28 protein-coding genes are annotated in these 24,865 nt (G+C 64.4%); 10 read left to right on the top strand and 18 right to left on the bottom strand.

What is annotated here, in order from left to right:
• Positions 1–15: 15 nt before the first annotated feature.
• A complete protein-coding gene (locus ABIB95_RS30065) occupies positions 16–1,023 on the top strand; it encodes a zinc-dependent alcohol dehydrogenase family protein (RefSeq protein ID WP_354244668.1) in 1,008 nt (335 codons plus the stop codon).
• Here ABIB95_RS30065 and ABIB95_RS30060 read toward each other — a convergent pair.
• Positions 1,020–2,339 carry a helix-turn-helix transcriptional regulator gene (locus tag ABIB95_RS30060; RefSeq protein WP_354244665.1) on the bottom strand — a complete coding sequence of 440 codons (1,320 nt, stop codon included), beginning with the start codon at positions 2,337–2,339 and terminating at the stop codon, positions 1,020–1,022. The two genes, ABIB95_RS30065 and ABIB95_RS30060, sit on opposite strands and share 4 nt — an antisense overlap.
• 155 nt (positions 2,340–2,494) lie before the next feature.
• Here ABIB95_RS30060 and ABIB95_RS30055 point away from each other — a divergent pair, with 155 nt between their 5' ends.
• From ABIB95_RS30055 to ABIB95_RS30045, 3 genes are all read left to right on the top strand, one after another.
• Positions 2,495–3,298, top strand: a complete 804-nt coding sequence (locus tag ABIB95_RS30055) for an MBL fold metallo-hydrolase (RefSeq protein WP_354244662.1) — start codon at positions 2,495–2,497, stop codon at positions 3,296–3,298.
• A 156-nt stretch (positions 3,299–3,454) separates the two neighbouring features.
• Positions 3,455–4,474, top strand: coding sequence for an alpha/beta fold hydrolase (locus ABIB95_RS30050; protein ID WP_354244659.1), 1,020 nt, complete (start codon positions 3,455–3,457; stop codon positions 4,472–4,474).
• A gap of 15 nt (positions 4,475–4,489) precedes the next feature.
• The gene (locus tag ABIB95_RS30045; RefSeq protein WP_354244894.1) at positions 4,490–5,437 is read left to right on the top strand and encodes a fatty acid desaturase; all 948 of its coding nucleotides are present in this window, start codon (positions 4,490–4,492) and stop codon (positions 5,435–5,437) included.
• A 56-nt stretch (positions 5,438–5,493) separates the two neighbouring features.
• On the opposite strand, the gene ABIB95_RS30040 is transcribed toward ABIB95_RS30045, so the two are convergent.
• Both ABIB95_RS30040 and ABIB95_RS30035 read right to left on the bottom strand, forming a co-directional pair.
• Entirely contained in the window at positions 5,494–5,727 is a 234-nt protein-coding gene (locus ABIB95_RS30040) for a hypothetical protein (RefSeq protein ID WP_014498305.1), read from the bottom strand.
• 138 nt (positions 5,728–5,865) lie between these two features.
• The gene (locus ABIB95_RS30035) at positions 5,866–6,849 is read right to left on the bottom strand and encodes a helix-turn-helix transcriptional regulator (protein WP_354244657.1); all 984 of its coding nucleotides are present in this window, start codon (positions 6,847–6,849) and stop codon (positions 5,866–5,868) included.
• An 84-nt stretch (positions 6,850–6,933) separates the two neighbouring features.
• Here ABIB95_RS30035 and ABIB95_RS30030 point away from each other — a divergent pair, with 84 nt between their 5' ends.
• Together ABIB95_RS30030 and ABIB95_RS30025 are read left to right on the top strand one after the other, a co-directional pair.
• Complete coding sequence (locus ABIB95_RS30030) at positions 6,934–7,578, top strand: glutathione S-transferase family protein (protein ID WP_354244655.1); 645 nt, start codon at positions 6,934–6,936, stop codon at positions 7,576–7,578.
• Between the two features lie 29 nt (positions 7,579–7,607).
• The gene (locus ABIB95_RS30025) at positions 7,608–8,030 is read left to right on the top strand and encodes a DUF6157 family protein (RefSeq protein WP_354244653.1); all 423 of its coding nucleotides are present in this window, start codon (positions 7,608–7,610) and stop codon (positions 8,028–8,030) included.
• On the opposite strand, the gene ABIB95_RS30020 is transcribed toward ABIB95_RS30025, so the two are convergent.
• The 4 genes from ABIB95_RS30020 to ABIB95_RS30005 all read right to left on the bottom strand — a co-directional run bounded on the left by ABIB95_RS30020 (position 8,031) and on the right by ABIB95_RS30005 (position 11,885).
• Complete coding sequence (locus tag ABIB95_RS30020; RefSeq protein ID WP_354244651.1) at positions 8,031–8,816, bottom strand: enoyl-CoA hydratase/isomerase family protein; 786 nt, start codon at positions 8,814–8,816, stop codon at positions 8,031–8,033.
• A gap of 12 nt (positions 8,817–8,828) precedes the next feature.
• The gene (locus ABIB95_RS30015) at positions 8,829–9,938 is read right to left on the bottom strand and encodes a cyclic nucleotide-gated ion channel (protein WP_071916753.1); all 1,110 of its coding nucleotides are present in this window, start codon (positions 9,936–9,938) and stop codon (positions 8,829–8,831) included.
• A 159-nt stretch (positions 9,939–10,097) separates the two neighbouring features.
• Complete coding sequence (locus tag ABIB95_RS30010; protein ID WP_135214674.1) at positions 10,098–10,316, bottom strand: hypothetical protein; 219 nt, start codon at positions 10,314–10,316, stop codon at positions 10,098–10,100.
• A gap of 123 nt (positions 10,317–10,439) precedes the next feature.
• A complete protein-coding gene (locus ABIB95_RS30005; RefSeq protein ID WP_354244648.1) occupies positions 10,440–11,885 on the bottom strand; it encodes a TAXI family TRAP transporter solute-binding subunit in 1,446 nt (481 codons plus the stop codon).
• A 402-nt stretch (positions 11,886–12,287) separates the two neighbouring features.
• On the opposite strand from ABIB95_RS30005, the gene ABIB95_RS30000 reads away from it, so the two are divergent.
• Positions 12,288–12,635, top strand: a complete 348-nt coding sequence (locus ABIB95_RS30000; protein ID WP_354244891.1) for a DUF3307 domain-containing protein — start codon at positions 12,288–12,290, stop codon at positions 12,633–12,635.
• Positions 12,636–12,928: 293 nt separating this feature from the next.
• The gene (locus tag ABIB95_RS29995) at positions 12,929–13,342 is read left to right on the top strand and encodes a hypothetical protein (protein ID WP_028148857.1); all 414 of its coding nucleotides are present in this window, start codon (positions 12,929–12,931) and stop codon (positions 13,340–13,342) included.
• Here the strand turns inward: ABIB95_RS29995 and ABIB95_RS29990 are convergent.
• Positions 13,339–13,662, bottom strand: a complete 324-nt coding sequence (locus tag ABIB95_RS29990; protein WP_354244646.1) for a YkgJ family cysteine cluster protein — start codon at positions 13,660–13,662, stop codon at positions 13,339–13,341. The genes ABIB95_RS29995 and ABIB95_RS29990 overlap by 4 nt on opposite strands.
• A 5-nt stretch (positions 13,663–13,667) precedes the next feature.
• Positions 13,668–14,366, bottom strand: a complete 699-nt coding sequence (locus tag ABIB95_RS29985; RefSeq protein WP_354244644.1) for a helix-turn-helix transcriptional regulator — start codon at positions 14,364–14,366, stop codon at positions 13,668–13,670.
• A gap of 113 nt (positions 14,367–14,479) precedes the next feature.
• Here ABIB95_RS29985 and ABIB95_RS29980 point away from each other — a divergent pair, with 113 nt between their 5' ends.
• Both ABIB95_RS29980 and ABIB95_RS29975 read left to right on the top strand, forming a co-directional pair.
• Positions 14,480–14,740 (top strand): hypothetical protein, encoded by a 261-nt coding sequence (locus ABIB95_RS29980; protein ID WP_354244642.1) that lies wholly within the window; start codon positions 14,480–14,482, stop codon positions 14,738–14,740.
• Positions 14,741–14,808: 68 nt separating this feature from the next.
• The gene (locus ABIB95_RS29975; protein WP_354244640.1) at positions 14,809–15,537 is read left to right on the top strand and encodes a glutathione S-transferase family protein; all 729 of its coding nucleotides are present in this window, start codon (positions 14,809–14,811) and stop codon (positions 15,535–15,537) included.
• Between the two features lie 159 nt (positions 15,538–15,696).
• On the opposite strand, the gene ABIB95_RS29970 is transcribed toward ABIB95_RS29975, so the two are convergent.
• The 9 genes from ABIB95_RS29970 to ABIB95_RS29930 form a co-directional block, all read right to left on the bottom strand.
• Complete coding sequence (locus ABIB95_RS29970; protein WP_028151958.1) at positions 15,697–16,848, bottom strand: ABC transporter substrate-binding protein; 1,152 nt, start codon at positions 16,846–16,848, stop codon at positions 15,697–15,699.
• Between the two features lie 78 nt (positions 16,849–16,926).
• The gene (locus ABIB95_RS29965) at positions 16,927–17,358 is read right to left on the bottom strand and encodes an acyl-CoA thioesterase (RefSeq protein ID WP_354244637.1); all 432 of its coding nucleotides are present in this window, start codon (positions 17,356–17,358) and stop codon (positions 16,927–16,929) included.
• A 25-nt stretch (positions 17,359–17,383) separates the two neighbouring features.
• Entirely contained in the window at positions 17,384–18,145 is a 762-nt protein-coding gene (locus ABIB95_RS29960; RefSeq protein ID WP_038933541.1) for a 3-hydroxyacyl-CoA dehydrogenase, read from the bottom strand.
• A 25-nt stretch (positions 18,146–18,170) separates the two neighbouring features.
• Positions 18,171–20,054: a feruloyl-CoA synthase gene (locus tag ABIB95_RS29955; RefSeq protein WP_354244635.1), complete on the bottom strand. Its 1,884-nt coding sequence runs from the start codon at positions 20,052–20,054 to the stop codon at positions 18,171–18,173.
• Complete coding sequence (locus tag ABIB95_RS29950) at positions 20,051–20,860, bottom strand: crotonase/enoyl-CoA hydratase family protein (RefSeq protein WP_071916743.1); 810 nt, start codon at positions 20,858–20,860, stop codon at positions 20,051–20,053. The genes ABIB95_RS29955 and ABIB95_RS29950 overlap by 4 nt, the downstream gene beginning before the upstream one ends.
• Positions 20,861–21,113: 253 nt before the next feature.
• Complete coding sequence (locus tag ABIB95_RS29945; RefSeq protein ID WP_354244632.1) at positions 21,114–21,575, bottom strand: DUF3237 domain-containing protein; 462 nt, start codon at positions 21,573–21,575, stop codon at positions 21,114–21,116.
• Positions 21,576–21,587: 12 nt separating this feature from the next.
• Positions 21,588–22,907 carry a TRAP transporter large permease gene (locus ABIB95_RS29940; protein WP_071916741.1) on the bottom strand — a complete coding sequence of 440 codons (1,320 nt, stop codon included), beginning with the start codon at positions 22,905–22,907 and terminating at the stop codon, positions 21,588–21,590.
• Between the two features lie 2 nt (positions 22,908–22,909).
• Complete coding sequence (locus tag ABIB95_RS29935) at positions 22,910–23,419, bottom strand: TRAP transporter small permease (RefSeq protein WP_014498282.1); 510 nt, start codon at positions 23,417–23,419, stop codon at positions 22,910–22,912.
• 233 nt (positions 23,420–23,652) lie between these two features.
• A complete protein-coding gene (locus ABIB95_RS29930) occupies positions 23,653–24,669 on the bottom strand; it encodes a TRAP transporter substrate-binding protein (RefSeq protein ID WP_354244629.1) in 1,017 nt (338 codons plus the stop codon).
• Between the last annotated feature and the right edge of the window lie 196 nt (positions 24,670–24,865).

Here is a 24,865-nt window from a genome sequence, read left to right as displayed (position 1 = left end):
CACGGAGCGGTCGCCATGAAGGTCTGGCAGGTCGCGCGCGACTGGTCGATCGAGGGGATGGAGCTGGCCGATCTGCCCGAGCCCGCGCCTGGTCCGGGTCAGGTCGCGGTGCGGATGAAGGCGGCATCGCTCAACTATCGTGATCTGCTCACGGTGCAGGGCAAGGGCGGCGTCTCACGATTGCCGCTGATCCCGTTCTCGGATGGTGCCGGCGAAGTCATCGCGGTCGGCGACGGCGTTGCCCGCGTCGCGGTTGGCGATCGCGTCTGTCCGATGTTCTTCCAGTCCTGGATCGACGGGAAGGTGTCGGCGACCAGCCGCCGCTATGCGCTCGGCGGTACGCGGCCGGGCGTGTTGCAGGAGGTGATGCTGCTCGATGCCGAGGGCGTCAGTCGCATTCCATCGCACCTTTCATTCCTGGAAGCGGCGACGCTGCCCTGCGCCGGCCTCACGGCGTGGCGAGCGCTGTTCGAGGAGGGCAGGGTGAAACCCGGTGACACCGTGCTGGTGCAGGGCACCGGCGGTGTCTCGATCTTCGCGCTGCAATTCGCAAAGCTCGCCGGCGCGAGCGTGATCGTGACGTCGTCGAGCGACGAGAAGCTCGAACGCGCCAGGGCGCTCGGCGCCGACCACACCATCAATTATCGTTCGGTGCCGGAATGGGGCAAGGCGGCGGCCGATTGGACCGGCGGCGGCGTCGACCACGTCGTCGAGGTCGGCGGCAAGGATACCTTTGCACAGTCGCTCGAGGCGATCAGGGTCGGTGGCAACATTCTGGTGATCGGCGTGCTCACCGGCTTCTCGCAGCAGATCGCGATACCGAGCCTGTTCTCCAAGAACCTGCACGTCATCGGCTTGTCAGTCGGCAGCCGTCGGATGTTCGAGGGGATGACGGCTGCGATCGGCCGCAATGGCATGAAGCCGGTGATCGACCGTGCGTTCGGCTTCGATGCCGTGCCGGACGCGTTGCGGCTGATGCAGCAGGGCGGTCACTTCGGCAAGATCGTGGTTGAGTTTCCTTAGCCCATCTCGCCAGAGAGCTTCCTGACGTCGTCGGGCGTCCGTCCGAAGCGGCGGCGAAACGCGCGGTGGAAGTAGGAGACGTCGTGAAAGCCGGCGAGGTGCGCGATCTCGATGATCTTGCGCGCGCGCAGGTTTGGATTTCGAAGCAGCCGCTCGGCGCGCAGCAGCCGTTGCTCCAGCACGAAGCCGCTGTAGGTGATGCCGGCCTGCTCGAACATCAACTGAATCGTGCGCGGGCTGATCCGGTGCGCGGCTGAAAGGACGGTGAGCGACAGCGCGGGGTTGTCGAGCTGGGCCAGGATGTCGGATTTGAGGGTTTCGAGACGCGCCGCCGCAAGGCCGCGCATGCGAGCTTGCTCGGCGACATCGCCGCGCGCTCCGATCATCAGCACGGAGAGGTCGAACAAATGCTGCGAGACCGCATCGAGCTCGGCGGGCGCGAGCTTGTCGGCATAAGTGTGCGCGAGATCATAATATCGCAGGAACATCGACGTGATCGGATTGGCGCCGGGGATCGACTGCGCGATCAGATCCTCGGCATTCGGGCACGCGCGCAGCAGCGCCTTGCGCGGCAGCAGCGCGGTCTGGAAGTTGCCGTGTGTCGTCTGGGTGATATGGGCGCCCTTGATCGAGGGGTCGCCGATCGTGACGTCGCCGGCGGCGACCTCCAGCGGACGTCGTCCCATGGCCCCGCTCAGCGCCGAATTCGGCGACATCGTGATCACCAATTCGTCGTTCGTCCCCAGCGATACGAAGGACATCGGCGTGCCGAACGAGGCCGAGAGTCGGAGACGCGGAAGGATGGCCGGCGAAATGGTCCGGTGAACGCGTCCTTCCCCGATCGGAACGAAATCGACGTCGGCGACCTGGCGGCAAAACTGCTCGCGCCATCTTTCATAGACCTGGCCATTCGGGTCGCCATCGAATGAGAGTTGAGGCTGGATCATCGATCGGGAAGGGCAGATTAGTTGGCGAATTACGGCAGGTTGTATCGTCAGGCCGGTGCTCCGCAACTGCAAAAGCGCCGGATTGCGTGATAAGCCACTCGCGATGACGCGCTGTGACCGCGACCTGGTGCCGCAGCCCGGTGTGCCGAGATGAAAAAGCGCGAGCGCGAGCGCCAGCACGAGCAGCGCCCGGTGCTTGAGCAGCATGGTGAACGCATCCGGCGCGCCTTCGGGGTCATTCTCCTTGCAGCCGCGCGAGGCGCGATTGTCGATCGCCTTTGCGGGGATCATCAGCACGCAGGCGATTGCGATGACGCCGAACGCGGCCGCCAGCGTTGAGCGACTGCCGGCGGAAATGGTCTTGCACAAGCAGGGCTGACAAGACGGGCTCACATGACCGGCCAACTGGCGCCGGGGCGAACTGGAAAGTAACATGTGCTAGCCGGGTTGGTTCCTCCGCCCTTGCGATGGGAGGGCCACGGCGTCATCTCGCGGGTGTCCCCTCCTTCTTCTGGATCACGGCCATGCCTCTCTGGACCTGCGAAACCTGCGGCGCCCAGTTTCCTGAAAGCGAAAAACCGCCCGCATCCTGTTCGATCTGCGAGGACGAGCGGCAGTTCGTGAACTGGAAGGGCCAAACCTTCCTCACACGCGAAGCGCTGGCGGAACGGCACCGCCTTGCCTGGCGGGATGATCTCGGCCTCACCGGCATCGGGTCCGAGCCGAGCTTCGCCATCGGCCAGCGCGCGCTGTTGGTGCCGCTCGGCGACGGCTGTCTGATGTGGGACTGCGTCCCGCTGGCGACGCCGGAAGCTATCGCGCATGTGCGCTCGTTCGGCGGGCTGAAGGCGATCGCGATCTCGCATCCACACTACTATGGCGCGCTTGCCGACTGGAGCGAGGCGTTCGGCGGCGTGCCGGTCTATCTGCATGCCGACGATCGCCAATGGGTGACGCGTCCGCATCCCTCGATCGCGCACTGGACCGGCGATCAGCAGCGCATCGCCGACGATGTGCTGCTGCTGCGCACCGGCGGTCATTTCGCGGGCGCCACCATGCTGCACCATGCGCGCGGTGCGGAGGGCAAGGGCGCGCTGCTCACCGGCGACATCGCGCAGGTGGCGATGGACCGCCGCTTCGTCAGCTTCATGTACTCCTATCCGAACTACATGCCGCTCAACGCCGCCGCGGTGCGGCGGATCGCAGCCGCTGTGGAGCCGCTCGCCTTTGACCGCATCTACGGCGCCTGGTGGGGCCGCAACATCGCCTCCGGCGCCAAGGCCGCATTCGCAGCGTCCGTGCAGCGATACATCGCGGCCATCGCCTGACGCGTGACGACCAAACCCCCTTGTTCTGATCTAATAACTGTACTATAAGTACAGATATTAAGCGCGACGCAACGATGCGTTTGCCGGTCCGGCACGAACAATGCATCGTTGTCTCGGCGGACGTATTCTGCGGCCGCGTGAGCGGGAGTTGGACGCATGACCGGGCAGCGCGACTACGAGATCTTTGAGGCCGGCGACGTCACGCTTCAGTCCGGCGCCGTCTTCCCCGCGATGAAGCTCGCCTACAAGACCTACGGCACCCTCAGCCCGGCCAGGGACAACGTTATCCTCTACCCGACCTCGTTCAGCGCCCAACACTACGACACGGAATGGCTGATCGGGCCCGATGGCGTGCTCGACCCAACGCGCTACTTCATCATCATCCCGAACCTGTTCGGCAACGGCCTGTCGTCCTCGCCGTCGAATTCCGGCGAGGCGCCATTCCCGCAAATCACCTATCACGACGCCATCGCGATCCAGCACCGGCTGCTGACCGAGCGCTTCGGCATCTCAAAACTCGCGCTGGTCTATGGCTGGTCGATGGGCGGCATGCAGACCTATCATTGGGCGGCGCTGCATCCCGACATGGTCGCGCGGGCCGCAGTGGTCTGCGGCAGTGCGCGCTGCGCGCCCTATAATTACGTCTTCCTCGAAAGCGTGAAGGCTGCGCTGACCGGTGATCCCGCCTTCCGCGACGGCCGATTCGTCGAGAAGCCCGTTGCCGGCTATCGCGCCATGGGGCGCGTCTATGCCGGCTGGGCGATGTCGCACGGCTTCTATCGCGACGAGCTCTGGCGCGAGGCGGGCTTCACCTCGCTCGAGGATTATCTGGTCCGCAACTGGGACGCGACCTTTGCCCGGCGTGATGCCAACGATCTCCTCGCGCAGGCCGGGATCTGGCAGCGCGGTGACATCAGTCGTTGCGCTTCATTCGATGGCGACCTCGATCGGGCGCTGGCCGCGATCAAGGCGCATATGCTGCTGATGCCGGGCGCGACCGACCGCTATTTCGACGTCCGCGACAACGAGGACGAGCTCGGCAGGCTGGTCAACGCAAAATCGGCGGTGCTGCATCCGATCCCGTCGCTGCACGGCCATCGCGCCGGCAACCCCGTCAACAATCCGCGCGACCAGGCCTTCCTCAAGGCCGAGGTCGCAGAGCTTCTCAGCAAATAGGACGAGCCTTCGATGATGACTGACGCGACCGTTTCAGAGCCCGGCCATCGCCTGAAGCCGCTGAGCCCGGCGATGCTGCGCGAATTGTCGGTGCGCTCCAATCTCAGGGGGGCCGCGAAAAGTCTCAGCCATTACGGCCTGGTCGTGCTGGTCGGCGCGCTGGTCTGGAAGGTCTCTTCAGCCTGGGGCGTGTTATGGGCGCTGCCGCTGATGGCGGTGCAGGGCTATTTCGTCGCCTTCCTGTTCATGGCGCTGCACGAGACCGCGCACAAGACCGCGTTCAGAAGCCGTGGCCTCAACCTTGCGGTCGGCTATCCCTCGGCCTTCATCATCGGACAACCTTACGAATATTACTGCCTGTTTCACTGGGACCATCACCGCTACACCCAGGATCCGGACAAGGATCCGGAGCTGATTGTCGGCGTGAAGCCGACATCCGACACGCAGCTCGCGCTCGCCTATAGCGGCCTGCTTCAGGTCGCCGGCCGCCTCCGGTTGATGCTCGGCCACGCCGTCACCGGCAAGGTCACCGTGCCCTGGATTCCCGAAAACAAGCGCGCCGTCATCGTGCGCGAGGCGCGCGCCTATGCCGGGCTCTATGCGCTGCTGCTCGCGCTCTCGCTGTGGTTTTCCTCAGCGTTGCTGCTCTGGGTCTGGATCGTCCCGCTCGTGATCGGGCAGTCCTTCCTGCGGCCCTATCTCTATGCCGAGCACACCGGCTGCGACCGCACCCGCAGCGCCTTCCAGAACACCCGCACGACCTACACCAGCGCGATCGTCAAATGGTTCGCGTGGAATATGCCCTACCACGTCGAGCACCACGCCTATCCCTCGATCCCGTTTCACGCGCTGCCGAAGCTGAACGAGATCGTCGACGACGAGATCGTCCATCGCGGCCGCGGCTATATCAGGACGACGCGCGAGACCTGGGCCTGGTTTCGCCGGCATCGGCAGATTGGTTAACCCAATGCAAAACTCCGGCCGCACTGCGACCGGAGCTTTGTCGAGGGCATCAGATATCAGTAGATCCCGTAGGCGCAGACATTCACGACGCGAACGCGCAGACCATGGCGGGTCCGGACGACGCGCTCCTGGTAGCAGTTGCTGACGCCGGTGTTGACGTAGACGCCGCCAAAGCCCCAGCCGGGACCCCAGTGATGATGGAAGCCGTGGGCCGAAGCCGCGGTGGGCGCGAGAGCGGCAGCACCGAGCGAACCAGCGGCGATCAGACCAAGAGCAAGCTTACGAAACATTTTCATTCTCCAGTGTGGCGCTAAGGCCGTTGTTGTGTCCCTGCTTCTCCGTCGGGCTGAGACGCGAACGCGTTCAGGGCGCGAGGCAGGAATCGTGTTTCAGGAATGTTTCGTGAGCTTCGGTGAAATGCGCCGCTGTCAGGCTTTTCGCGCCGCTGCGCGATAGCGCGCAGCCATCGCCTGCGTCATCTCCGCCATCTTCTCGCGGAGATCGGCGGGCTCCAGCACTTCGGCTTCGGACCCCAGCCGCAACAATTCGGATGCCGCGTGCCATGACGTTTTGCCGGTCGGCACGCGCGCGATGCGCCAGCCGTCGGCATCCGTGGTCTCTTCAATCTGTGTGCGCGCCTTGACGTAAGGCTGGCTCAGCGCGTCGAGCAGTTTGACGCCGAACGGCGACAGCCGCACGATCGCGATACTAGGATGCATCTCGGCTTCGAGGCGAAGCGTCGCGGCCTGCCAATAGGCGGCGAGATCGAACGCGGCGGGACGATCGAAGCGATCGTCGAGCGCGGTGCAGTCCAGCACGCGCGCGATGCGATAGGTGCGCGTGCTGCCGTCGACGTGACCGGCGAGATACCAGCTGCCGCCCTTCAGCACGAGCCCGAGCGGTGCGACGCGGCGCTGCTTCTCCGCGCGCCAGCTCTGGTAGCGGATCTTGATCAGCGTCCCGCGCAGAGCCGCGCCGGCGATGGTGCGCAGATGTTTGGGTTCTTCCGTCTCGCCGAACCAGCCGGGCGCGTCCAGGTGAAAACGCTCCTGCATCCGCCCGGCGTCTTCGCGAAGGTTGGCAGGAAGTGCCGCCATCAGCTTGTTCTGCGCGGCGATCATCGCCGCGTCCAGCCCGAGCGCCGCGGCCGGTCCCGGCAGTCCCGCAAGGAACAGAGCCTCCGCCTCGTTCTGCGACAGGCCGTTCAAACGCACGCGATAACCGTCGAGCAGGCGATAGCCGCCCTCCGCGCCACGGTCGGCGTAAACAGGGACGCCGGACGCCGCGAGTGCGTCGATGTCACGATAGATCGTGCGCACCGAGACCTCGCAGGCTTCCGCAAGCTCGGGCGCAGTGACCTGCCCCCTGGCCTGGAGGGTGGTGAGGATCGACAGCATTCTGCTCGCGCGCATGATCCTTTAAACCATACCTGACACAGGATGTCAGGTATGGTCCGCTACAAGCGCCATCGCCAGCCGGCCAGATGGAGACCTGTTATGACCGATCAAAACCGCATCACCCTGTATTATTCGCCGCAAAGCCGCGCCACGGGCACGCGGGTGCTGCTGGAGGAGCTGGGCGCGCCCTACGATCTCCACGTCCTCAACATGAAGGCCGGCGAGCAGCGCAAGCCCGCCTATCTCGTCCTCAATCCGCTGGGCAAGGTGCCGGCGGTCCGCCACGGCGAGGCGCTGGTGACCGAGCAGGTCGCGATCACCATCTATCTCGCCGATCTGTTTCCGCAGGCGGGGCTGACGCCCGCACTGAACGATCCGCTGCGCGGTCCTTACCTGCGCTGGATCGCCTATTACGGCGCATCCTTCGAGCCGGCCCTGATCGACAAGTTCATGCAGCGCGAGCCGGCGCCGATCATGCAGTCGCCCTATGCCGATTACGACACCATGCTGGGCGCCCTCGAGACGCAATTGTCGAAGGGGCCGTATCTGCTCGGCGAGCGCATGACGGCGGCGGATGTGTTGTGGGGCGTCGCGTTCAGCTGGACGATGATGTTCGGCATCGTGCCGAAAAAAGATGTATTCGTTCGTTATGCCGAACGGATGACGTCGCGGCCTGCGTTCCAGCGGATCAATGCCGCCGACGACGAGATGGCGGCGCAGCATGCCGCGGCTGCGGGTGGTTGAATGATCCAGGGTTGCAGATGACAAAGTCGATGCACACGACCAACTGCTTCAACACCTTCATCCGGGTGGCTGAAGACTGTCCCGCGCATACTGGCGAGGAGCCGCCGCTGCGCGCGGGAAAGCCGACGGTGGCATGCCTGCAATACGAGATGATCGCCAAGGCACCCTACAAGCACACGTCCGACGACGTGATCTTCGCGACGTCTGCGCCGGGACGCGAGCTCGATGTGAAGGCCACGAAGACGGAGAAGCGTACAGCCCGTGAAGCGTTCTTCTCCCGGGGCCAGGCGTGCATGAGGGCGTCGAGCCTGGGCAAGCGCTTCGGCTGGGGCGTTCATGCCGACAGTGAGGGCCGGATCGCGATTTACGCCGTCGACAGCAAACGCTACCAAGTGCTCGTCCGCGATCCCAAGCTCACGCAGGTGCGCGCGATGCGGTCGCAGCGGGCGTGATCAGAATTTTGGCGGCCGTTTTTCCGCGAACGCCTTGATGCCTTCCTTGATCTCGTCGCCGCGCATGCTGTCGCGGTGGCGCTGGTCGGCAGCGGCTTCATCCAGCTCTCCGCGGGCGAATTCATTGATGGCGCGCTTCATGCCGCGCATCGCCTGCGGGGCGTTGCCGGCGAGAACGCTCGCGAGCTTGTCAACCTCTTCATCGAGCGTTTCCTCCGGCACCATGGCCGTGAGGTATCCGATCCGCAGCATCTCCGGCGCGCTGATTTTCTGCGCGGTGAGGAACAGCTTCTTCGCATTGTCGACGCCGAGCCGCGTCACGTAACGCTTGATGCCGCTTCTGTAGTAGTGCAGCCCGAGCCGCGCCGCCGGCATGAACATCTCGGCGGTGTCGACGCCGATGCGGAAATCGCAGGCTAGCGCGAGGTCGGTCGAGCCGCCATAGACGCCGCCGTTGAGCCGGCAGATCGTCGGCACGCCGAGATCCTCCAGCCGGTTGACGACGACCTCGAACGCCGAGCCCGCGCTCTGCTGCTCGTTGGCGCTGACCGCGCGCTCGGCAACCGAGTTGAGGTCATAGCCCGCCGAGAAGGCCCGCCCCGTGCCGGTCAGCACCAGCACGCGGATATCGGGATCGGCCTCGATCCGGTCGAAAAGTCTGACCAGCTCGCCGAGATCCTCGGCCTGGAGCCGGTTGAGATGTTTGGGCCGGTTGAGGCGGATGGTGGCGCGTGCGCCGTCGCGTTCGAGCACGGGGCCTGAGGCTGCGTCGGCTGTGTCCGACATTCTTGTCTCCATTTATTTGTTTTCGAGCGTGCGGCGCTTGGCTTCCGCATCGATGGTCTCGGCGAGATCGGGATGCCGCGCCATCAGCACGCGGAAATCGACGAGGTCGAGCACCAGCAGCCGCGACACCTTCGTGGTCGAGACATTGGCGCCGCGCTTGTTGTTGCCGAGCAGCGCCATCTCGCCGAAGAACGCGCCCTCGCCGAGCTGGACCTTCTTGCCGGGCAGGTCGACCTCGACCTCGCCGGCGGCGATGAAATACATGCAGTCGCCCTGCGTGCCCTTGCGGATGATCATGGTGCGCGCCGGCAGCTCCATGGTGCGCAGCATGTGGGTGACGTCGGCGATGGCGGCAGGGCCGAGCGCTGCGAAGAACGGCACCTTGCTGACGGATTCCCAGGTCTTGAGGAAATTGTCGCGGCGGGTCTCGGCGGCAAAGCCGGTCGCCAGGATACCAGTCCACAGCCCGAACACGCCGAGGCCCGAGATCATCACCATCGCCGCCACGATGCGCCCGAGCGGCGTCACCGGCACGACGTCGCCATAGCCCGTCGTTGTCAGCGTGACGACAGCCCACCACAGCGCTGCGGGGACGCTGCCGAAAGTCTGCGGCTGCACGTCCCGCTCCAGGAAATATTCGGCGACGGAAGCGAGGAACACCACCATCAGGAAGATCACGAGCACGCTGACCAGCGGCCCCGATTCCAGCACCAGCACCCGGCGCAGCTGCCGCAGGCCCGGAATGCCCGGCACCACCTTCAACACCCAGAGCACGCTGAGCAGCCAAGCCGTCTTCGGCTCGATGCCGATCAGGAGCGCGACCGGCACGGCCAGCGCGCCCAGAGCATCGACCAGTCCGGCAGAGGAGGTCATGTAGAGCGACAGGCGCCCCGTTTGTGCCATGTGGCGCAGCCGGACCACCCATTCGAACACGAAATAGACGAGGCAGGCCCATAGCAGGGCGTCGACCCAGCGGTGCGCCGTTTCATAGGCCGGGTTGACCGTCAGCAGCACCATGCTGAGCACGCCGAGGCCGACCGCCACATAGGCCGCCTTGGTCATGTTGCGCCCGGCCGTGGCGGCCACGAACTGGGCCAGTGCGGGGATCAGCGGCTTGGACATGCGGGAAGGCGGGCTCGGTCGTGTCTGTTGCGGTCCCGGCTGGGACGCCGCCGCCAAAGTGCCCGCCCGGGCAGGAGCCGTCAACGACGGGCAGGGGGCTGCCCGCAGCATCGTCGGACAGGCACGCGGCAAGCCCGGTGCCGTGGTGGATCCGGGGCGCTACCTGAAATGCGGTGGCTCGTCGTAGCCGCGACGGCTGCTGAAAAAAAGCAACATCATCAGGCCGATGCCGACGACGATGGCGAAACCCGCTCCCAGCGCCAACGCCACATAGCCTTCCGTCGGGATCGGCTCGCCCTCGATCGCCATTGCGGAATAGGCGAAATATCCAGCCGCTACCAGCATGCCTAGAAGGATGATGACGAGGAGTGTACGCATCGCGCGTGCTCCGGTTGTATCCGGGAGCAAACGGTTGTGGATGGGGGCGGTTCCCGAATTCGGCCGGGAGATTCGCGGGAAATGTCGGCAAGACGCCGCTGCGAAAGCCGTCAAATCGATAGGTCAGGCACTCTGAGCTGTCTTCACCACGACGATCTTGCTCTCGTCCTGCTGGGGAGGGGCGGTATCCTGGGCGACCTTGTCGGCCTCGCCGCAGTGGCGTTTGAGATAGTCGCGGCGCATGCCGATCTCGTCGCGGACGAACTCGTAGCCGAGCTTGAAGGTGTCGAGCCCGTCGGTACTGATCGTGCCGTCCCTGAGACCTATGACCGCGCCGCGTAAAATGCCCTCCAGCTCGTCCTGGAGACATTCGAGCTGGTCCAGCGAATGGGCGTGCTCGATGCGTTCGCCGATGTCGAGGACGGCGGTGGAAAGCTCGCCAGCCTTCTCCGGCGCGATCCGGGTGATCTTGGCGTAGATCGCGGCGAAGATCGAACCGATCACGCTGAGCGCGGCGGCGCCCAGATACATCAGGTCGCTGTACTTATCCATGAACGACTTGGTGTCGTCGTTGATGTAGTCGGCCGCCCCCTGATGCGCCATCACGTAGGCATCCTTCTCGACGGAGGCCGGCTCGATTCGGCTGGCGAAGCCGTTGTCGAGCCCGAGCGCGGATTTGTTCTCATAGACGACGCGCGCGAGCTCGCCCGCCGTGCTCGCCGACATCCTGGATTGCGCGACCAGCAGCCATTCGAGCCCGATCGTGTCGAGGTCGTCGTCGGGAATTTCCGGCGACGCAGACAGCGTGCCCGCAGTCAGCGTTTCGCTGGAAATGCCGGGAATCTTGCGCGCGAGCGCCTTGGCCTCGTCGATCGCGTTCAGCGTGAAGCCGCCGCGCTTGGCGACCTGCTCATAGGCCTTGTCCCGCACCGCCCTGGAGGCATGGACGATGGCGATCACCGCGCCAAAGCCGCTCGCCGGCGCAAACAGCTTGTCGAGCGTTGCACCCTGCGGCGCCATCTGGATCCTGGCGGCATCCGGACCGTCGGGGATGTCGAGGATGCTACGGACGAAGACGAGCGAGGATTCGTTCTCGGCGAGGACGGCAACTTTCTTCTTCTTCAACTCGGCGAGCGACTTGATCTTCTTGTTGCCGGGACCGAGCAGCAGCACCAGATCGTGCTCGAGGATCGCGAGCGTGCGCGCCCGCAGCGGCACCTTGGCGTCGGTGCGAAGGACGGCGAGGTCGGCCTGCTTGCGGTCGAACTGTGCGAGCGCCTTGGCATTGTCTGCGTTGTTGACGATCTTGATCCGGAAGCGCGAGGCGTTGTTCTTCAGCAGCGTGGCGAGCTTGGCGGCGAACAGCGCCTCGTCGCTGTTGGGGGTGCCGACGGCAAAGGTCAGCGTCTCCGAATTGTGCAGCATGGCGCGGCCGCCCCAGACGGTGGCGAGCGACAGCAGCAGGGTCAGCACGACGTAGAGAAAGACCTGCTGCTGATTGGTTTTGATCACCTTGGGGCGCCGCGGCGGCGGTTCGGTCGGTGACGAGGTCGGGCCTTCAGTACTCATGGCAGCACTCCGGCCCTATTCCTGAGTGGCGGGCGGCTCGCGGATGCGATCGCGGCGGGCGCCCTGCAATTCCTAAACGTCTGAAAAAAGAATGATATTCTCTGCCGACAATGATAGCGCGCCGATGCCGGAATGCAAAATTCGAGCCGGAGGTAACCTTACTCGATCTGGCCGCGGCGATTGGTCATCCTATCACCAGTTAGCCACAGTTGGCGATTTTCCAGTTCCCCCCGGCTGCATTCCGTCGCGGGAGATGTCATAAATCACACGTCCCGGCGATTTGACCGGTCCAAAAAGAAGTTGCGCTAACGCTCCGATCTTTCTTGTCACGTCAATGAGGGCGTCAGCTTGTCGTTTCCACCCATGTCATCGGCGGTTCCGGTCGAAGCGCTCATTGGCTGGATGTTGCTGCTCACCTTCAAGCACATCATCGCCGATTTCGTGCTCCAGACCGCCTGGATGGCGCACGGCAAGGACCAGAAGCACGGCTGGGCTTTGCCGCTTCTGGTGCATTGCCTGATTCACTTCGCGGTTGCGCTGCCGCTGATCCTGTTGGTGGCGCCGCGATTCTGGTTCGTCGCGTTCATCGACTTCGCGATCCACATCACCATCGACCGCGCCAAGGGGTTCGTCTCCGCCAATTTCGGTGTCGACCTGCAGCATCCCTGGTTCTGGACCCTGATCGGCGTCGACCAGGCCCTGCATCATTTGACCGGCTTCGGCCTTTCGATCTTCATGGCGGCGAACTGAGGCCGGCGGCTCTCCGGAGCGGCTGCCGGGCCTGCATGGTTCGAGACGGCGCTCCGCGCCTCCTCACCATGAGGGGTTAGGATCTTTCAGCAGAAACAGACCTCATCCTGAGGAGCCCGCCAATGGCGGGCGTCTCGAAGGATAGCCGCATGCGGTCGCCAACCCCGTTTTCAACCCACCAGGTCGCCTCCGATTCGCGACCAGGGCGCAAGGACCCCGGGTGACTACCGGGCGGCGTGGTTAACCTTTCATTAGAGAATTGCGCTGCATCTTCGGCAACGAGGAGAACCGCAATGTTTTCAAGCCGCGACGCCTATGAAAGCGATTTCTGCCCGGTCCGCGACGAGCTCCTTGGCGAGATGTATCGCGCCAGCGAGAGTGGCCTGCCGAGGCTGGTTGAGAGTGTTTCCCCTGACGCGCGCGCCAGGCTGGCGCTGTTCTGCTATCGCCGCAGCCATCTGCACTCGCTGGCGGTCGCGATCGCAGCCAGCTGCAACGAGCGTGACCTGATCGACAACGGCGGCCGCGTCGGCTCGACGCTCTACGCGCTGTCGCGCGAAAGCACGGTCAAATCGTCGCCGTCACTGTCGGGGGGCCGCAAGCCGATCACGCTGTCGACCAAGCCGCTCTCGGTGCTTGCACCGCTTGAGGACGGGTTCGACGACGAGGTCAGCGAAGCCGTTCCAGCTGTAGCCGTTCCAGCCTAAGCGACCTCGATTACCGGCAGTCCGAATTTCCGCCGCGCCATCGCGCATTCGGCGTCTCCCGGCATGCAGGTGCGGCACACCTCCGGCCGGACCGCGTAGATGCCGCAGGCCGTCTGCTTTCCGATCTCCCCCCGCAACGCCGAACAGCGATCGCCCTCGCAGCGCATGCCGGATTGGCGCGCGTTGACGAGCGTCTCGGGAATTGCGGCAAGCTCCTCGTCGCTCTCGATCGAGAAGCGCGGCCAGTTCTCCGAATAGCCACAGCAGGCGCCGCAGCTCTGGCACCAGCTCGACAGGTCGACGGGGGAGATCTCTTCCATCGCGCTCACGTGTCCTTTGGCGGGCCCCAGACCAGGCTCTGCCGCCATCTTGCGCGCAGCACGTCGCGCCGCTCCGGATATTTATCGTCGAGATAGTTCGCATCCACGACGCGATCGGTGCGGAAGCTGCGGAAGTCGCCGCGCAGCTCGCACCAGGCCGCAAGCAGGCGCACGGCTTCGAGATAGCCGACCGAGATCGGCCAGATCATGCGCTCGCTGGGGCGGCCCTGCTCGTCGCGATAGCGCAGCATGATCTTCTTGCCTTCGTGGATCTGGGTGCGCGTGCGCGCCATGTCGAGGCGATCCGGCTCCCTGTTCCAGCTCGGCCGCGCGCGGCTTGCCGGCTCCAGCACGAAGGGACGCAAGCGCTCAGGCACGGTGTCGGCGATCTTGGCCATCAAATCTTCGGCCGCGCGTGCCAGCGCGGAATCGGCATGGCCCGCGACCCATTGCGCGCCCAGCACCGCCGCCTCGATCTCGTCGGGTGTCAGCATCAAGGGCGGCAGGTCGAAACCCTTCTCCAGGATGTACCCCATGCCGGCTTCGCCGCGGATCGGCACGCGCTGACCGATCAAGGTTGCGATGTCGCGATAGATGGTGCGCTTCGAGGTCTCGAGCTCGGACGCGATCGCGTCCGCGGTCAGCGGCTTACGCGTGCGCCTCAGCACCTGGATGATCTGAAACAGCCGGTCAGCGCGTCTCATGGCAATTCTCTTATCGGGGGACGGATCAGAAAATGGCGCGCTGCTGCTGACAGGATGTTGGCAGCAGGGGGTGTCTATACCGGGACAACACATCGACTGAAGAGGATTTGCCCATGATCATTCCAACCCATTTCGGCCCGGCGATTCCGATGTTGCGGGCACAGGTCTGGTCCGCCTGGGCGCTCAGCCGTCTCGTTTCGCTCGATCTCATGGCCGTCGACCTCCGATTTGCTCTCGCAAGCGTGATGGCACGCTTGCTGACCCAGGCTGCGGACGCGCTGGCCCGCCATGTCATGGCCCGCGCCTGGCGGGGGGCCCGTTTCGCAGAAGATATCACGGCTGCTGCCACCATGGTGGCAGCAGCCGGTCACTAGGTTCCCTCAAAGTTTCGCAAGTCCAAATTTCGCAAGCCCAAATTTCGCAGGTCCAGGAGAGAGTTCGCATGATCACGCTTTATGGCTTTGGCGCCGGCTTCGGCCTGCCGGAAATCAGCCCCTTCGTCACCAAGACCGAGGTGCAGCTCAAGATGGCGGGACTACCCTACCGGAAGGAGCGGGCGATGCCGCCGGCCTCGCCCAAGGGGCAGCTGCCGTTCATCGACGATGGCGGCGAGGCGGTGGCCGATTCCACCTTCATTCGCGCCCATATCGAGCGCCGCTATGGCTTCGATTTCGACGCCGGGCTGTCGCTGGCCGAGCGTGCGCAGGCCTGGGCATTCGAGCGCATGATCGAGCATCACGTCTACTGGGCGCTGGTCGGGGCGCGCTGGGTCGATCCGGTCAACTTCGCCAAGGGGCCCGCGCATTTCTTCGACGGCGCGCCGGAGCACAATCGCGAAAAGTTGCGCGAGGATGCGCAATTCCGTGTCGCCGAGAACTATCTGCTCTCCGGCCTCGGCCGTCACGCGCCCGATGACGACGTCGATCTCGCGGTGCGTTCGCTGTTCGCGCTCTCGGTCCAGCTCGGCGACAAGGCCTATCTGATGGGCAACAGGCCCTGCGGTGTCGATGCCACCGCCTTCGGCGCGCTCGCCGGAATCCTGACGCCCTTCTTCGAATCCGGCCTGCGTCAGCGCGCCGAGGGATTTGCGAACCTCACCGCTTATGTCGACCGCATGATGGACGATTATTATCCGGAGTTCGCCTGGACCCCGCTGCGGCAGGCGGCGTGATGGGATGAGACCCGACCTCCCCCGCAAGGGGGGAGGGTACGGAGAGAGCGCCGCTGTTGGCTGAACTGGATTCGACTCCACGCTCGCCAATCTCAAGGCCAAAACAAAAGAGCCGGCCATCAGGCCGGCTCTCGTCGTTTCAGAAACTTTCGCCGCGCCTTACCTCACGAGCGTGTACTTGCCGTTCTTCACCGTGAGCAGGATGCGCGAGCGCTCGTCGAGGCCGTAGCGGTCCTTTTCGGTGAAGTTGTAGACGCCCTGGCTCGCCGCCAGCTCCTTCTCGGACAGCAGCGCCTGGCGGATCGCTTCGCGGAATTCCGGCGTGCCGGGCTTTGCGGTTTTCAGCGCCGTCGGAATGATGCGCTTGAGGATCTCGAACGCATCATAGGAATGACCGGCGAACTGGCTGCGGCTGTTCGGGCCGTACTTGGCCTCATAGGCGGTGTTGAGCGCGAGGCCCGGCTTCTTGGTGGCGGCCTCGTCGGGCTGGTCCTCGGGGTCCATGACGGGACCGGAGGCCATCAGCACGCCTTCCGCCGCTTTGCCGGCGATGCGGATGAAGTCCATGCTGGCGGCGCCATGGGTCTGGTAGATCAGGCCCTGATAGCCGCGCTCGCGCAGCTCGGTCTGCGGCAGCGCAGCCGCGGTCCCGGAAGCGCCGACCAGGATCGCGTCGGGGTTGGCGGCGACGAGCTTCAGCACCTGTCCGGTCACTGACGTATCAGGGCGGGCGAAGCGCTCCTCATCGGCGATGGTGATGCCCATCGGCACGGCCTGGGCCTTCAGGTCGTTGAACCAGAGGTCGCCATAGGAGTCGGAATAGCCGATATAGCCGACGGTCTTCACGCCCTTCGACTTCATGTGGTCGTACAGCACCTTGCCCACGATCGGGATCGGCTGCGGCATCGCCACCGACCACTTCATGCGCTCAGGCGTGATCGGGAACGGCGCCAGGCCGAAATGCGGAATGCCGGCCTCGTTGGCGACATTGGAGACCGCGATGGTCGGCGGCGTCAGCGCCGAGCCCATGATGATGTCGGCCTTGGATTCGGTCACGAAGCGGCGCGCGTTGGTGGTCGCCGTGGTGGGATCGCCGCCGTCGTCGAGCACGATCACCTTCAGCGGCACGCCGCCGATCTCCTTCGGCACGAATTCCAGGGCGTTGCGCTCGGGAATGCCGAGAGCTGCGCCCGGGCCGGTCGTGGTGGTGGTGATGCCGATGGTGATTTCGCTGGTCTGGGCCAGCGCAGGCAGAGCCGGCAGGGCAAGCGTCGCCGCAGCGATGGCGGCGGTCAGGTAAAAGCGTTTCATCTATTCCTCCCTTGACGTGTTTCTTTGAAAGCAGAAATCGGGGGGTAATTCAGCCCCCTCTTTTGGTGATGCGGCGATTTAGCTCCAGACCTGGCTCCCCGTGAATTTGGCTACCATTTCGGCCGGAAACGGTGCCGATTTCAGCTTGTCGGGGTTAACGGGATCGCGGCGGACCAGGACGCGGGTCTCAAAACCCTCGATCGCCAGCGCCTCGCCCTTGTAGACGTTGTGCTTCACCTCGAAGCTCGAGCGCTTGATGCTCTCGATCTTCGTTTCGATGGTGATCCAGTCGCCATAGGTCGAAGGGATGTAGAACTTGGACCGCGTGTCGACCATGGGGATGCCCACCAGGCCGTATTTGCGGACCAAATCCTGCTTGGAGAATCCGGCGACCTCGAACAGGGTCGACGTCGAATCGTCGAACATCGCGAAATAGCGCGGGTAATAGACGATGTTGGCGGGGTCGCAGTCGCCCCACTGGATCTGGACGTCGCGCCGGTTCACGAACATGCGATGACCCTGCTTTCGTTGCGCCTTACTTCGGCGCCATGCGCAGCGAGCCGTCGAGGCGCACCACTTCGCCGTTCAGGTACGAGTTCTCGACCATGTGCAGCGCGAGCGCGGCGAACTCGTCGGCGTGGCCGAGCCGGCGCGGGAACGGGATCGCGGCGGCGAGCGAGTCCTGGGCTTCCTGCGGCAGGTTGGCGAGCAGCGGCGTCAGGAACAGGCCGGGTGCGATCGTCAGCACGCGGACGCCGAACTGCGCGAGCTCGCGCGCGATCGGCAGCGTCATGCCGACGATGCCGCCCTTGGAGGCCGAATAGGCCGACTGGCCGATCTGGCCGTCATAGGCGGCAACGGACGCCGTATTGATGATGACGCCGCGCTCGCCGGTCGCCTGCGGCTCGAGCTTGGACATCTCGGTCGCGGCGAGGCGCAGCATGTTGAAGGTGCCGATGAGGTTGACCTTGATCACTTTGTCGAAATCGGCAAGCGCCATCGGCCCGTCGCGGCCGACCACGCGCTTGGCGACGCCGATGCCGGCGCAGTTCACCAGCACGCGCGCGGGTCCATGCGCCTTGGTCGCCTGCGTGATCGCGGCCTCAGCCGAGGCGGCATCGGAGACGTCGCAGGTCACGGCGACGCCCTTGAGCTCGGCGGCGACGGTCTCCGCAAGCTTGGCATTGAGGTCGAACACCGCGACCTTGGCGCCCTGCGCCGCCAGCTTTCGCGCGGTCGCAGCGCCCAGTCCCGATGCACCGCCGGTAACGATGACTGCCTGATCCTTCAACAACATGGCGTTCTCCTTTGGCGATGGTTTCTTACCCGACCGATATCACACGGTCCGATGGATTGGCAGCGTAGAGCTCCTCGATCAGCGCGTCGCGATGCTCGAGCACCGCGCGCTGGTTGATCGAGCCCTTGTCGGTGACCTCGCCCTTGTCGATCGAAAGCGGCGTATCCAGCAGGATCGCGCGCGTGATCCGCGTCGAGGAACCGGTGGCCGAAGACAGAAAGCGCGTCAGGCGCTCGCGGAAGGCCTCGCGCACCAGCCGGTCGCGGGCGGTGACGGTGAGATCGTCGGCCGGCAGCGTCGGGTTGATCAGCCGGCAGCCGTCGAGATCGAGCAGCACCAGCGCGGAGATTTCGTCGCGGTTAATGCCGGCGATGACGACGTCGCGCACCAGCGGCGCGCAGGCCGCGACGAAGCGCGCACGCAGCGGGCCGACGCTGACCCAGGTTCCGCTGCCGAGCTTGAAGTCTTCGCTGACACGGCCGTCGAAATCGAAGCCGGCGTTGAGATCATCGGGATCGACGGGCTTGAGCGCGTCGCCCATCTTATAGAATCCTTCCTCGTCGAAGGATTTTGCGGTGATGTCGGGCTGGCGCCAATAGCCGGGCATCACGTTCGGCCCCTTGGCACGCACTTCCATCTTGCCGTTGTTCGGCACCAGCTTGGCGTCATTGCCCGACACGGGCAGCCCGACATGGCCGGACCGGCTGGTGCGCGGATTGACCGACATGAAGAACGGCGCGGTCTCGGTGGCGCCAAGGCCCGTCAGCATCGGCACGCGGTAGCCCTTCTCCTTCACCGCGAGCTCGTCGAGGCTGTTCCAGACGAACGGCGACAGCGCGGCGCCCGAGAAGAACATCGCGTGCAGCCGGTCGAAGAATTTTGCGCGCAGGCCCTGGTCGTCGCGCAAATAGGGCAGCAGCGATTCATAGCCCTTGGGCACGTTGAAATAGACCGTCGGCGAAATCTCCTGGAGATTGCGCACGGTCTCCTCGATACCGCCCGGCACCGGCTTGCCGGCGTCGAGATACATCGAGCCGCCATTGTAGAGCGTCAGCCCGATATTGTGGTTGCCGCCAAAGGTGTGATTCCAGGGCAGCCAGTCGATGATGACCGGGGGCTCGTCCTTGAGGAAGGCGAGCGTCTCGCGCAGCATCACCTGGTTGGCGCAGATCATGCGCTGGGTGTTGATGACGGCCTTGGGATTGCCGGTCGAGCCCGACGTCAGCAAGAACTTTGCGATCGTGTCGGGGCCGATTTTGTCGTGTATCGCGTCGAGATCGCCGTGGAGCGGCGTCGCCATGAGGTCGGCGAGCAGGGTGACGTCGTGGCCCGGCACGCTGCCCCAGGACGCGGCGATCTCGGTGCCGAGCGAGACATTGGCGGCGAGCGCGTCCGCGAACTTGCCCGCATCCTCGGCAAAGACGAGGCCGGGCGTCAGCAGCTTCATCAGGTAAGAGAGCTTGCCGTAATCCTTCGACACCAGCGAATAGGCCGGCGACACCGGGCAGAACGGGATTCCGGCATAGAACGCGCCGAACGCGAGCAGCGCGTGGTCGATCGAATTGCCTGAGAGGATGACGACCGGCCGCTCCGCCGACAGGCCGCGCGCAATCAGGCCGGAGGCAATGTGCCGGCTGGCGGCGAGCAGCTCGGCGTAAGTGATCTTGCGCCAGCCGCGGCCGCCTTCGCGCTCGGCCATGAAGACGCGGTCCGGCGTCGTCGTCGCCCAATGATGCAGGCGGTCCGTGAGGCGGACCGGATAGTCGCCGAGCGGCTGCTTTGGCCGCAGGTAAATCGTGCCGTCGTCGCGCCGCTCGATGTTGACGACGGGATCGCCGAACGAAATGGGCCGCAGCGGGGAAGTGCTCGCGCCGCGCTCCATGCTGGAAGAGGACGGCTGTCCGCTCATGACTTCGGCTTCACCTTTGCGGTCTTGTGTTCGAGGAATTCGCGGATCCTGCGTTTTGCCTCTTTGTCGCTCTGCGCAACTGTTGCCATCAGCGATTCCATCAACAGGCCGGCCTGCGGATTGGCCTCCGCGATCATCGGCAGCGCCTGGAGCACGGCGAAGTTCGTCAGCGGCGCGTTGGAGGCGACCTTGGTCGCAAGCTCCAGCGCCTTGCCGAGCCCGTTGCCGGCCTCCGTCACATATTGCGTAAAGCCGTAGGAGGCGCCTTCGGTCGCGCTGTAGACGCGGCCGGTCAGCATCATGTCCATCATCCTGGCAACGCCGATCAGCCGCGGCAGCCGCACCGAGCCGCCGCCGCCGACGAAGATGCCGCGCTGCCCTTCCGGCAGGGCGAAATAGGTCGAGGGCTCGGCGACGCGAATATGGGCGGCGCAGGCAAGCTCCAGCCCGCCGCCGATCACCGCGCCCCGGAGTGCGGCGATCACCGGCACGCGGCTGTACTGGATGCGGTCGAACACCCGGTGCCACATCTGGGAATGGAGGAGGCCGCCGGTCGCGTCGTGGTCCTGAAGCTCGGAGAGGTCGAGACCGCTGGAGAAATGATCGCCGATGCCGTGGATGACGACCGCGCCGATATCCTCGGGCAGGGAGGCAAAGCACTCGCCGATTTCGAGGATAATGCCGTCATTGAGCGCATTGCGCTTGGCCGGCCGGTTCAGGCCCACGGTCAGAACCCGGTCCGCCCGCTCGATCCTCAAAAGCCCGGAGGCGCCCGCGTTAGCGGTCTCGGCGTTTCCCTGTGTCATTTGCGTCCTTGTCAGAATAGTTATGTTGTATAACGAATTCTGGGGGAGTCAAGGAGTGCGGGGAGGATATCACCCCGGGCGGGGATTGAATTGCCTGGATCTCATCCGGCGGTCAGGGGTCTCTACGGCCCTGCAATACGCTGCTGTTGCCGCACCCTCCGTCATTGCGAGCGCAGCGAAGCAATCCAGAGTCTCTCCGCGGAAAGATCCCGGATTGCTTCGCTGCGCTCGCAATGACGAGGTGGCAGCTTTCTCACACCACCTGGTGCACGTCGATCACCACGCGATCCGCATGGCGTGCGGCTGAGCCGACAAAAATGTGCTCCATCAGCCAGCGATATTTTTCGTGCCCCGTCTCGAACTTCGGGACCGTGCGGAAATAGATCAGCTTCGGATCGACCGGCTCACCGCGCTTGAGCTTTTGCAGCAGCTCGACCGGGCCGAACCGCATGCCCTTGTTCTCGACGTAGACGATAGCGCCGTCATCCGTCTCGAAGGCGTATTTCGCTTCGAGATCGATCAGCTCGTTGGGACGGATGGTCTGGAAGTCGGCGCCGAACGGCAGCACCTTGCCGGTGATCGCGCCCGTCACCTCGCCGCCGATAATCGGGATGATGCGGCGGACCCCAATGCCGGTCTCGCCGGCGGTGACGACGTCGCCGATCTTTGCGGTGACGGTGAAGACGTATTTGGTCTCGAGCGCCGGTGTGGTCATCGTTTCACCTCGTCAGTGCGCCATCATCCGTGTCGGCAGCCAGGTCGCCAGCAGCGGGAACGCGATCAAAATCACCAGCCGCACCAGATCCGTCGCCACGAACGGGATCACACCCTTGAAGATCGTGGAGAAGGAAACGTCCTTCACCACGCTCTTGATGACAAAGACGTTCATCCCGACCGGCGGATGGATCAGGCCGAGCTCGACGGTCATCACGATGATGACGCCGAACCAGATCGGATCAAATCCGAGATGCGTGATGACGGGAAAGATGATCGGCACGGTGAGGATGATCATCGCCATGGCGTCCATCAGGCAGCCGAGCACGAGATACATCACCATGATCAGCGCCAGCACGCCGTAGGGGCCGAGACCGAGACCGGTGAGGAATTCGGTGACCTTCTGCGGCGTCTGCGTCACCGTGAGGAAATAGCCGAAGATCAACGCGCCGATCAGCACGGTGAACACGGCGGCCGCGGTGCGCGTCGCCTGCAGCAGCGAGGCCAGGATCTTCTCGCGGTCGAGCCGCCCCGTGACCACGCCGATGATGAAGGCGCCCGCGGCGCCGACGCCGCCGGCTTCGGTCGGCGTGAAGCGCGGCAGGAACGGCAGGCCGTAGAGGCCGCCGATCACGAACACGAACAGCAAGACCGGCGCCCAGATGTCCTTCAGGCCCGCAAAGCGCTCGCGCCACGGCAGCACCTTGCCCTTGGGCAGGAAGTCCGGGCGGAAATGACCGATCAGGAAGATCGTGATCATGTACATGGTCATCGCCAGGAGGCCCGGAATGATGCCGGCGATGAAGAGCTTTCCGATGTCCTGCTCGGTGATGATGCCGTAGACCGCGAGCACGGTGGACGGCGGCAGCATCGCGCCCAGCGTGCCGCCGGCGGCGATCACGCCGGTGGCGAACGATTGCGGATAGCCGAAGCGGCGCATCTCGGGATAGGCGACCGCGGAGAAGGTCGCGGCGGTCGCGACGGAGGAGCCGCAGATCGCGGCAAAGCCGCCGCAGGCGCCGACGGTGGCGATGCCGAGCCCGCCGCGCAGATGCCCGACGAAACCGTTGGCGGCGCGGAACAGCTCGCGGCTCATGCCGGAATTGCTGACGAAGGAGCCCATCAGCAGGAACATCGGGATGACGCCGAACGTGTAGTCGGTGACCGTACGCATCGAGGTCTGGCCGACCAGTTTCAGCGCCGCAGTGCCGTTGACGAGATAGGCGAAGCCGGTCACGCCGACGAGGCCCATGGCCATGCCGACGGGCACGCGCAGCAGCATCAGGACGAACAGGGAAACGAAGCCGATTAAGGCGACGGCATCGGTGCTCATGATTACTCCGTCGCCTTCAATTTGGGATCGTGCATGTCTTCGGGATGGAAGATCAGGCGGTAGGTGCGGATCGCGATCAGCAGCACGGCCGCGGCATCACCGATCCACGCGACCGCGAAGAACGGCCAGGTCGGCATGTGCATGTCGAAGGTCTGGACATTGTCGTTGTAGGTGCCGCGCACCTTGTCGAACAGCGTCCAGGTCTGCACGGTGACGACGAACAGCAGCACCAGCGTTGCGAACACGTCGATCCAGCGCTGATAGCGCGGCCCAACATTGCCCCAGACGAGGTCGACCGTGATGTGGGTGCCGCGATAGGACGTCGCCGCGATGCCCCAGAAAATGAGAATGCCGAGCAGCATGCGGCCGATGTCGAACGAATCGGGGATCGAGTAATTCAGTGTGTTGCGCAGCAGCACCGACAGGAAGATGTCGAGCGCGACGATGCCGACGAAGCCGGCCGCGATCCATTCGATCGTGTCGATGATCCGGTCCATCCAGGAGCGCTTCATGGGAGGTGTCACGTCGTGTGCTGTCATTGTTTGATCTCGGTCTCGCCGCGCACTTCACCTCGCCCCGCTTGCGGGGAGAGGCCGAATTCGAGCGTCGCTCGAATTCGGGTGAGGGGACTCTCCGCGAATCGAGCTGTCACCGTCTCTGCGGAAGCAGCCCCTCACCCCAACCCTCTCCCCGTAAGAACGGGGAGAGGGGGAAGAAGAGAGCTGGCCGCGGCCGCAGCTTGGCGCTACTCCGCCAGCGCGTTGTACTTCTTCAGCGACGCCTTCAGATCCGCCAACGCCGCGTCGGGATCGGCGCCGGCCTTCTTGGCGCCTTCGCCCCAGGTCTTGACCAAGGGATCGGCTGCCTTCTTCCAGGCGGCGGTCTGCTCGGGTGTCAGCTTGTAGACCTCATGATTGGATTCCGCCTTGACCTTGTCGATGCCCGCGTCCTCGAACTTGCCCCAGTGCTCGCCGACCACGCCGGCCATCTCGGTCGAGCAGTTCTTGTCGATCGCGGCCTTCTGCTTGTCGGACATCGCGTTGTACTTGTCCTTGTTGATCACGAACACGAAGGTCGTAGTGTAGAGAGGCGCCTCCATGTCGTACTTGGTCACCTTGTCGATGCCGAACAGCACCAGCGAGCCCCAGGGGAAGGTGACGCCGTCGGCGACGCCGCGCTCGATGATGTCGCGCACTTCGGGCGCGGAGGATTGCACATTGGTGCCGCCGAGCGAGGTGACGAAATTCGCCATGGTGGCGTGCGCGGGACGGATCTTCAGGCCCTTCACGTCCTCCGGCATCACGATCTTCTTCGTCTTGGAATGGAACGACGAAGGCGAGTGGACGAAGGCGAGGCAGTATTTGACGTCCTTCATCTCCTTCTCGGCATATTTGCGGTACCAGGCGTCCAGGCCCATCGAGCCGCCTTTGGCGTCCGAAATCAGGAACGGCAATTCGCCGGCGCCGACGATCGGGAAGCGGCCGGGCTGATAGCCGGGATTGACGTAGGTGACGTCGGCGATGCCGTCGCGTGCCATGTCGTAATGGTCAAACGCCTTGCCGAGCTGCTGGGCGGGAAACACCTTGCCCGTGATGGTGCCGCCGGAATCCTTATTCACCGCGGCCACCCAGTCTTCCAGGGACTTCTGCAGCGGATGCGAGGCCGGCACCCAGTGCGAAACCTTCAAATCGAAGGTCTTGTCCTGCGCGAACGCGGGGCTCACGCTTGCTGCCAGCAGCAACGCCAGACAGGCTTTCCTCATCGGTCGTCTCTCCCTGTTTCGACGGCGGGCTTCGATGGCCCGGTCTCATTAATTAACATGTTATCTAATTTGCCGGCGCGTTCAAGCCGGAACTGGCGCGGCGTGCCGCCGCGTCATCTACGTCAGCCATGTTGCATGGATTTGTCGCTGCTCGGGCGCACTCCCCTTTTGCCCAACGATTATATGATATAATTAT

It is taken from the genome of Bradyrhizobium sp. LA2.1, assembly GCF_040547725.1.
Lineage (GTDB): Bacteria > Pseudomonadota > Alphaproteobacteria > Rhizobiales > Xanthobacteraceae > Bradyrhizobium > Bradyrhizobium barranii.
This window is presented reverse-complemented; position numbering and strand designations above follow the sequence as displayed.

Coding starts and splice junctions, on each gene's coding strand:
- ABIB95_RS30065 (WP_354244668.1), top strand. CDS start 16: ATGAAGGTCTGGCAGGTCGCGCGCGACTGGTCGATCGAGGGGATGGAG.
- ABIB95_RS29980 (WP_354244642.1), top strand. CDS start 14,480: ATGATCATTCCAACCCATTTCGGCCCGGCGATTCCGATGTTGCGGGCA.
- ABIB95_RS30010 (WP_135214674.1), bottom strand. CDS start 10,316: ATGCGTACACTCCTCGTCATCATCCTTCTAGGCATGCTGGTAGCGGCT.
- ABIB95_RS30045 (WP_354244894.1), top strand. CDS start 4,490: ATGACTGACGCGACCGTTTCAGAGCCCGGCCATCGCCTGAAGCCGCTG.
- ABIB95_RS29955 (WP_354244635.1), bottom strand. CDS start 20,054: ATGAGCGGACAGCCGTCCTCTTCCAGCATGGAGCGCGGCGCGAGCACT.
- ABIB95_RS30030 (WP_354244655.1), top strand. CDS start 6,934: ATGACCGATCAAAACCGCATCACCCTGTATTATTCGCCGCAAAGCCGC.
- ABIB95_RS30035 (WP_354244657.1), bottom strand. CDS start 6,849: ATGCGCGCGAGCAGAATGCTGTCGATCCTCACCACCCTCCAGGCCAGG.
- ABIB95_RS29960 (WP_038933541.1), bottom strand. CDS start 18,145: ATGTTGTTGAAGGATCAGGCAGTCATCGTTACCGGCGGTGCATCGGGA.
- ABIB95_RS29970 (WP_028151958.1), bottom strand. CDS start 16,848: ATGAAACGCTTTTACCTGACCGCCGCCATCGCTGCGGCGACGCTTGCC.
- ABIB95_RS30000 (WP_354244891.1), top strand. CDS start 12,288: ATGTTGCTGCTCACCTTCAAGCACATCATCGCCGATTTCGTGCTCCAG.
- ABIB95_RS29995 (WP_028148857.1), top strand. CDS start 12,929: ATGTTTTCAAGCCGCGACGCCTATGAAAGCGATTTCTGCCCGGTCCGC.
- ABIB95_RS30055 (WP_354244662.1), top strand. CDS start 2,495: ATGCCTCTCTGGACCTGCGAAACCTGCGGCGCCCAGTTTCCTGAAAGC.
- ABIB95_RS30015 (WP_071916753.1), bottom strand. CDS start 9,938: ATGTCCAAGCCGCTGATCCCCGCACTGGCCCAGTTCGTGGCCGCCACG.
- ABIB95_RS29935 (WP_014498282.1), bottom strand. CDS start 23,419: ATGAAGCGCTCCTGGATGGACCGGATCATCGACACGATCGAATGGATC.
- ABIB95_RS30050 (WP_354244659.1), top strand. CDS start 3,455: ATGACCGGGCAGCGCGACTACGAGATCTTTGAGGCCGGCGACGTCACG.
- ABIB95_RS29965 (WP_354244637.1), bottom strand. CDS start 17,358: ATGTTCGTGAACCGGCGCGACGTCCAGATCCAGTGGGGCGACTGCGAC.
- ABIB95_RS29930 (WP_354244629.1), bottom strand. CDS start 24,669: ATGAGGAAAGCCTGTCTGGCGTTGCTGCTGGCAGCAAGCGTGAGCCCC.
- ABIB95_RS29990 (WP_354244646.1), bottom strand. CDS start 13,662: ATGGAAGAGATCTCCCCCGTCGACCTGTCGAGCTGGTGCCAGAGCTGC.
- ABIB95_RS30020 (WP_354244651.1), bottom strand. CDS start 8,816: ATGTCGGACACAGCCGACGCAGCCTCAGGCCCCGTGCTCGAACGCGAC.
- ABIB95_RS30005 (WP_354244648.1), bottom strand. CDS start 11,885: ATGAGTACTGAAGGCCCGACCTCGTCACCGACCGAACCGCCGCCGCGG.
- ABIB95_RS30040 (WP_014498305.1), bottom strand. CDS start 5,727: ATGTTTCGTAAGCTTGCTCTTGGTCTGATCGCCGCTGGTTCGCTCGGT.
- ABIB95_RS29975 (WP_354244640.1), top strand. CDS start 14,809: ATGATCACGCTTTATGGCTTTGGCGCCGGCTTCGGCCTGCCGGAAATC.
- ABIB95_RS29945 (WP_354244632.1), bottom strand. CDS start 21,575: ATGACCACACCGGCGCTCGAGACCAAATACGTCTTCACCGTCACCGCA.
- ABIB95_RS29940 (WP_071916741.1), bottom strand. CDS start 22,907: ATGAGCACCGATGCCGTCGCCTTAATCGGCTTCGTTTCCCTGTTCGTC.
- ABIB95_RS29985 (WP_354244644.1), bottom strand. CDS start 14,366: ATGAGACGCGCTGACCGGCTGTTTCAGATCATCCAGGTGCTGAGGCGC.
- ABIB95_RS30025 (WP_354244653.1), top strand. CDS start 7,608: ATGCACACGACCAACTGCTTCAACACCTTCATCCGGGTGGCTGAAGAC.
- ABIB95_RS29950 (WP_071916743.1), bottom strand. CDS start 20,860: ATGACACAGGGAAACGCCGAGACCGCTAACGCGGGCGCCTCCGGGCTT.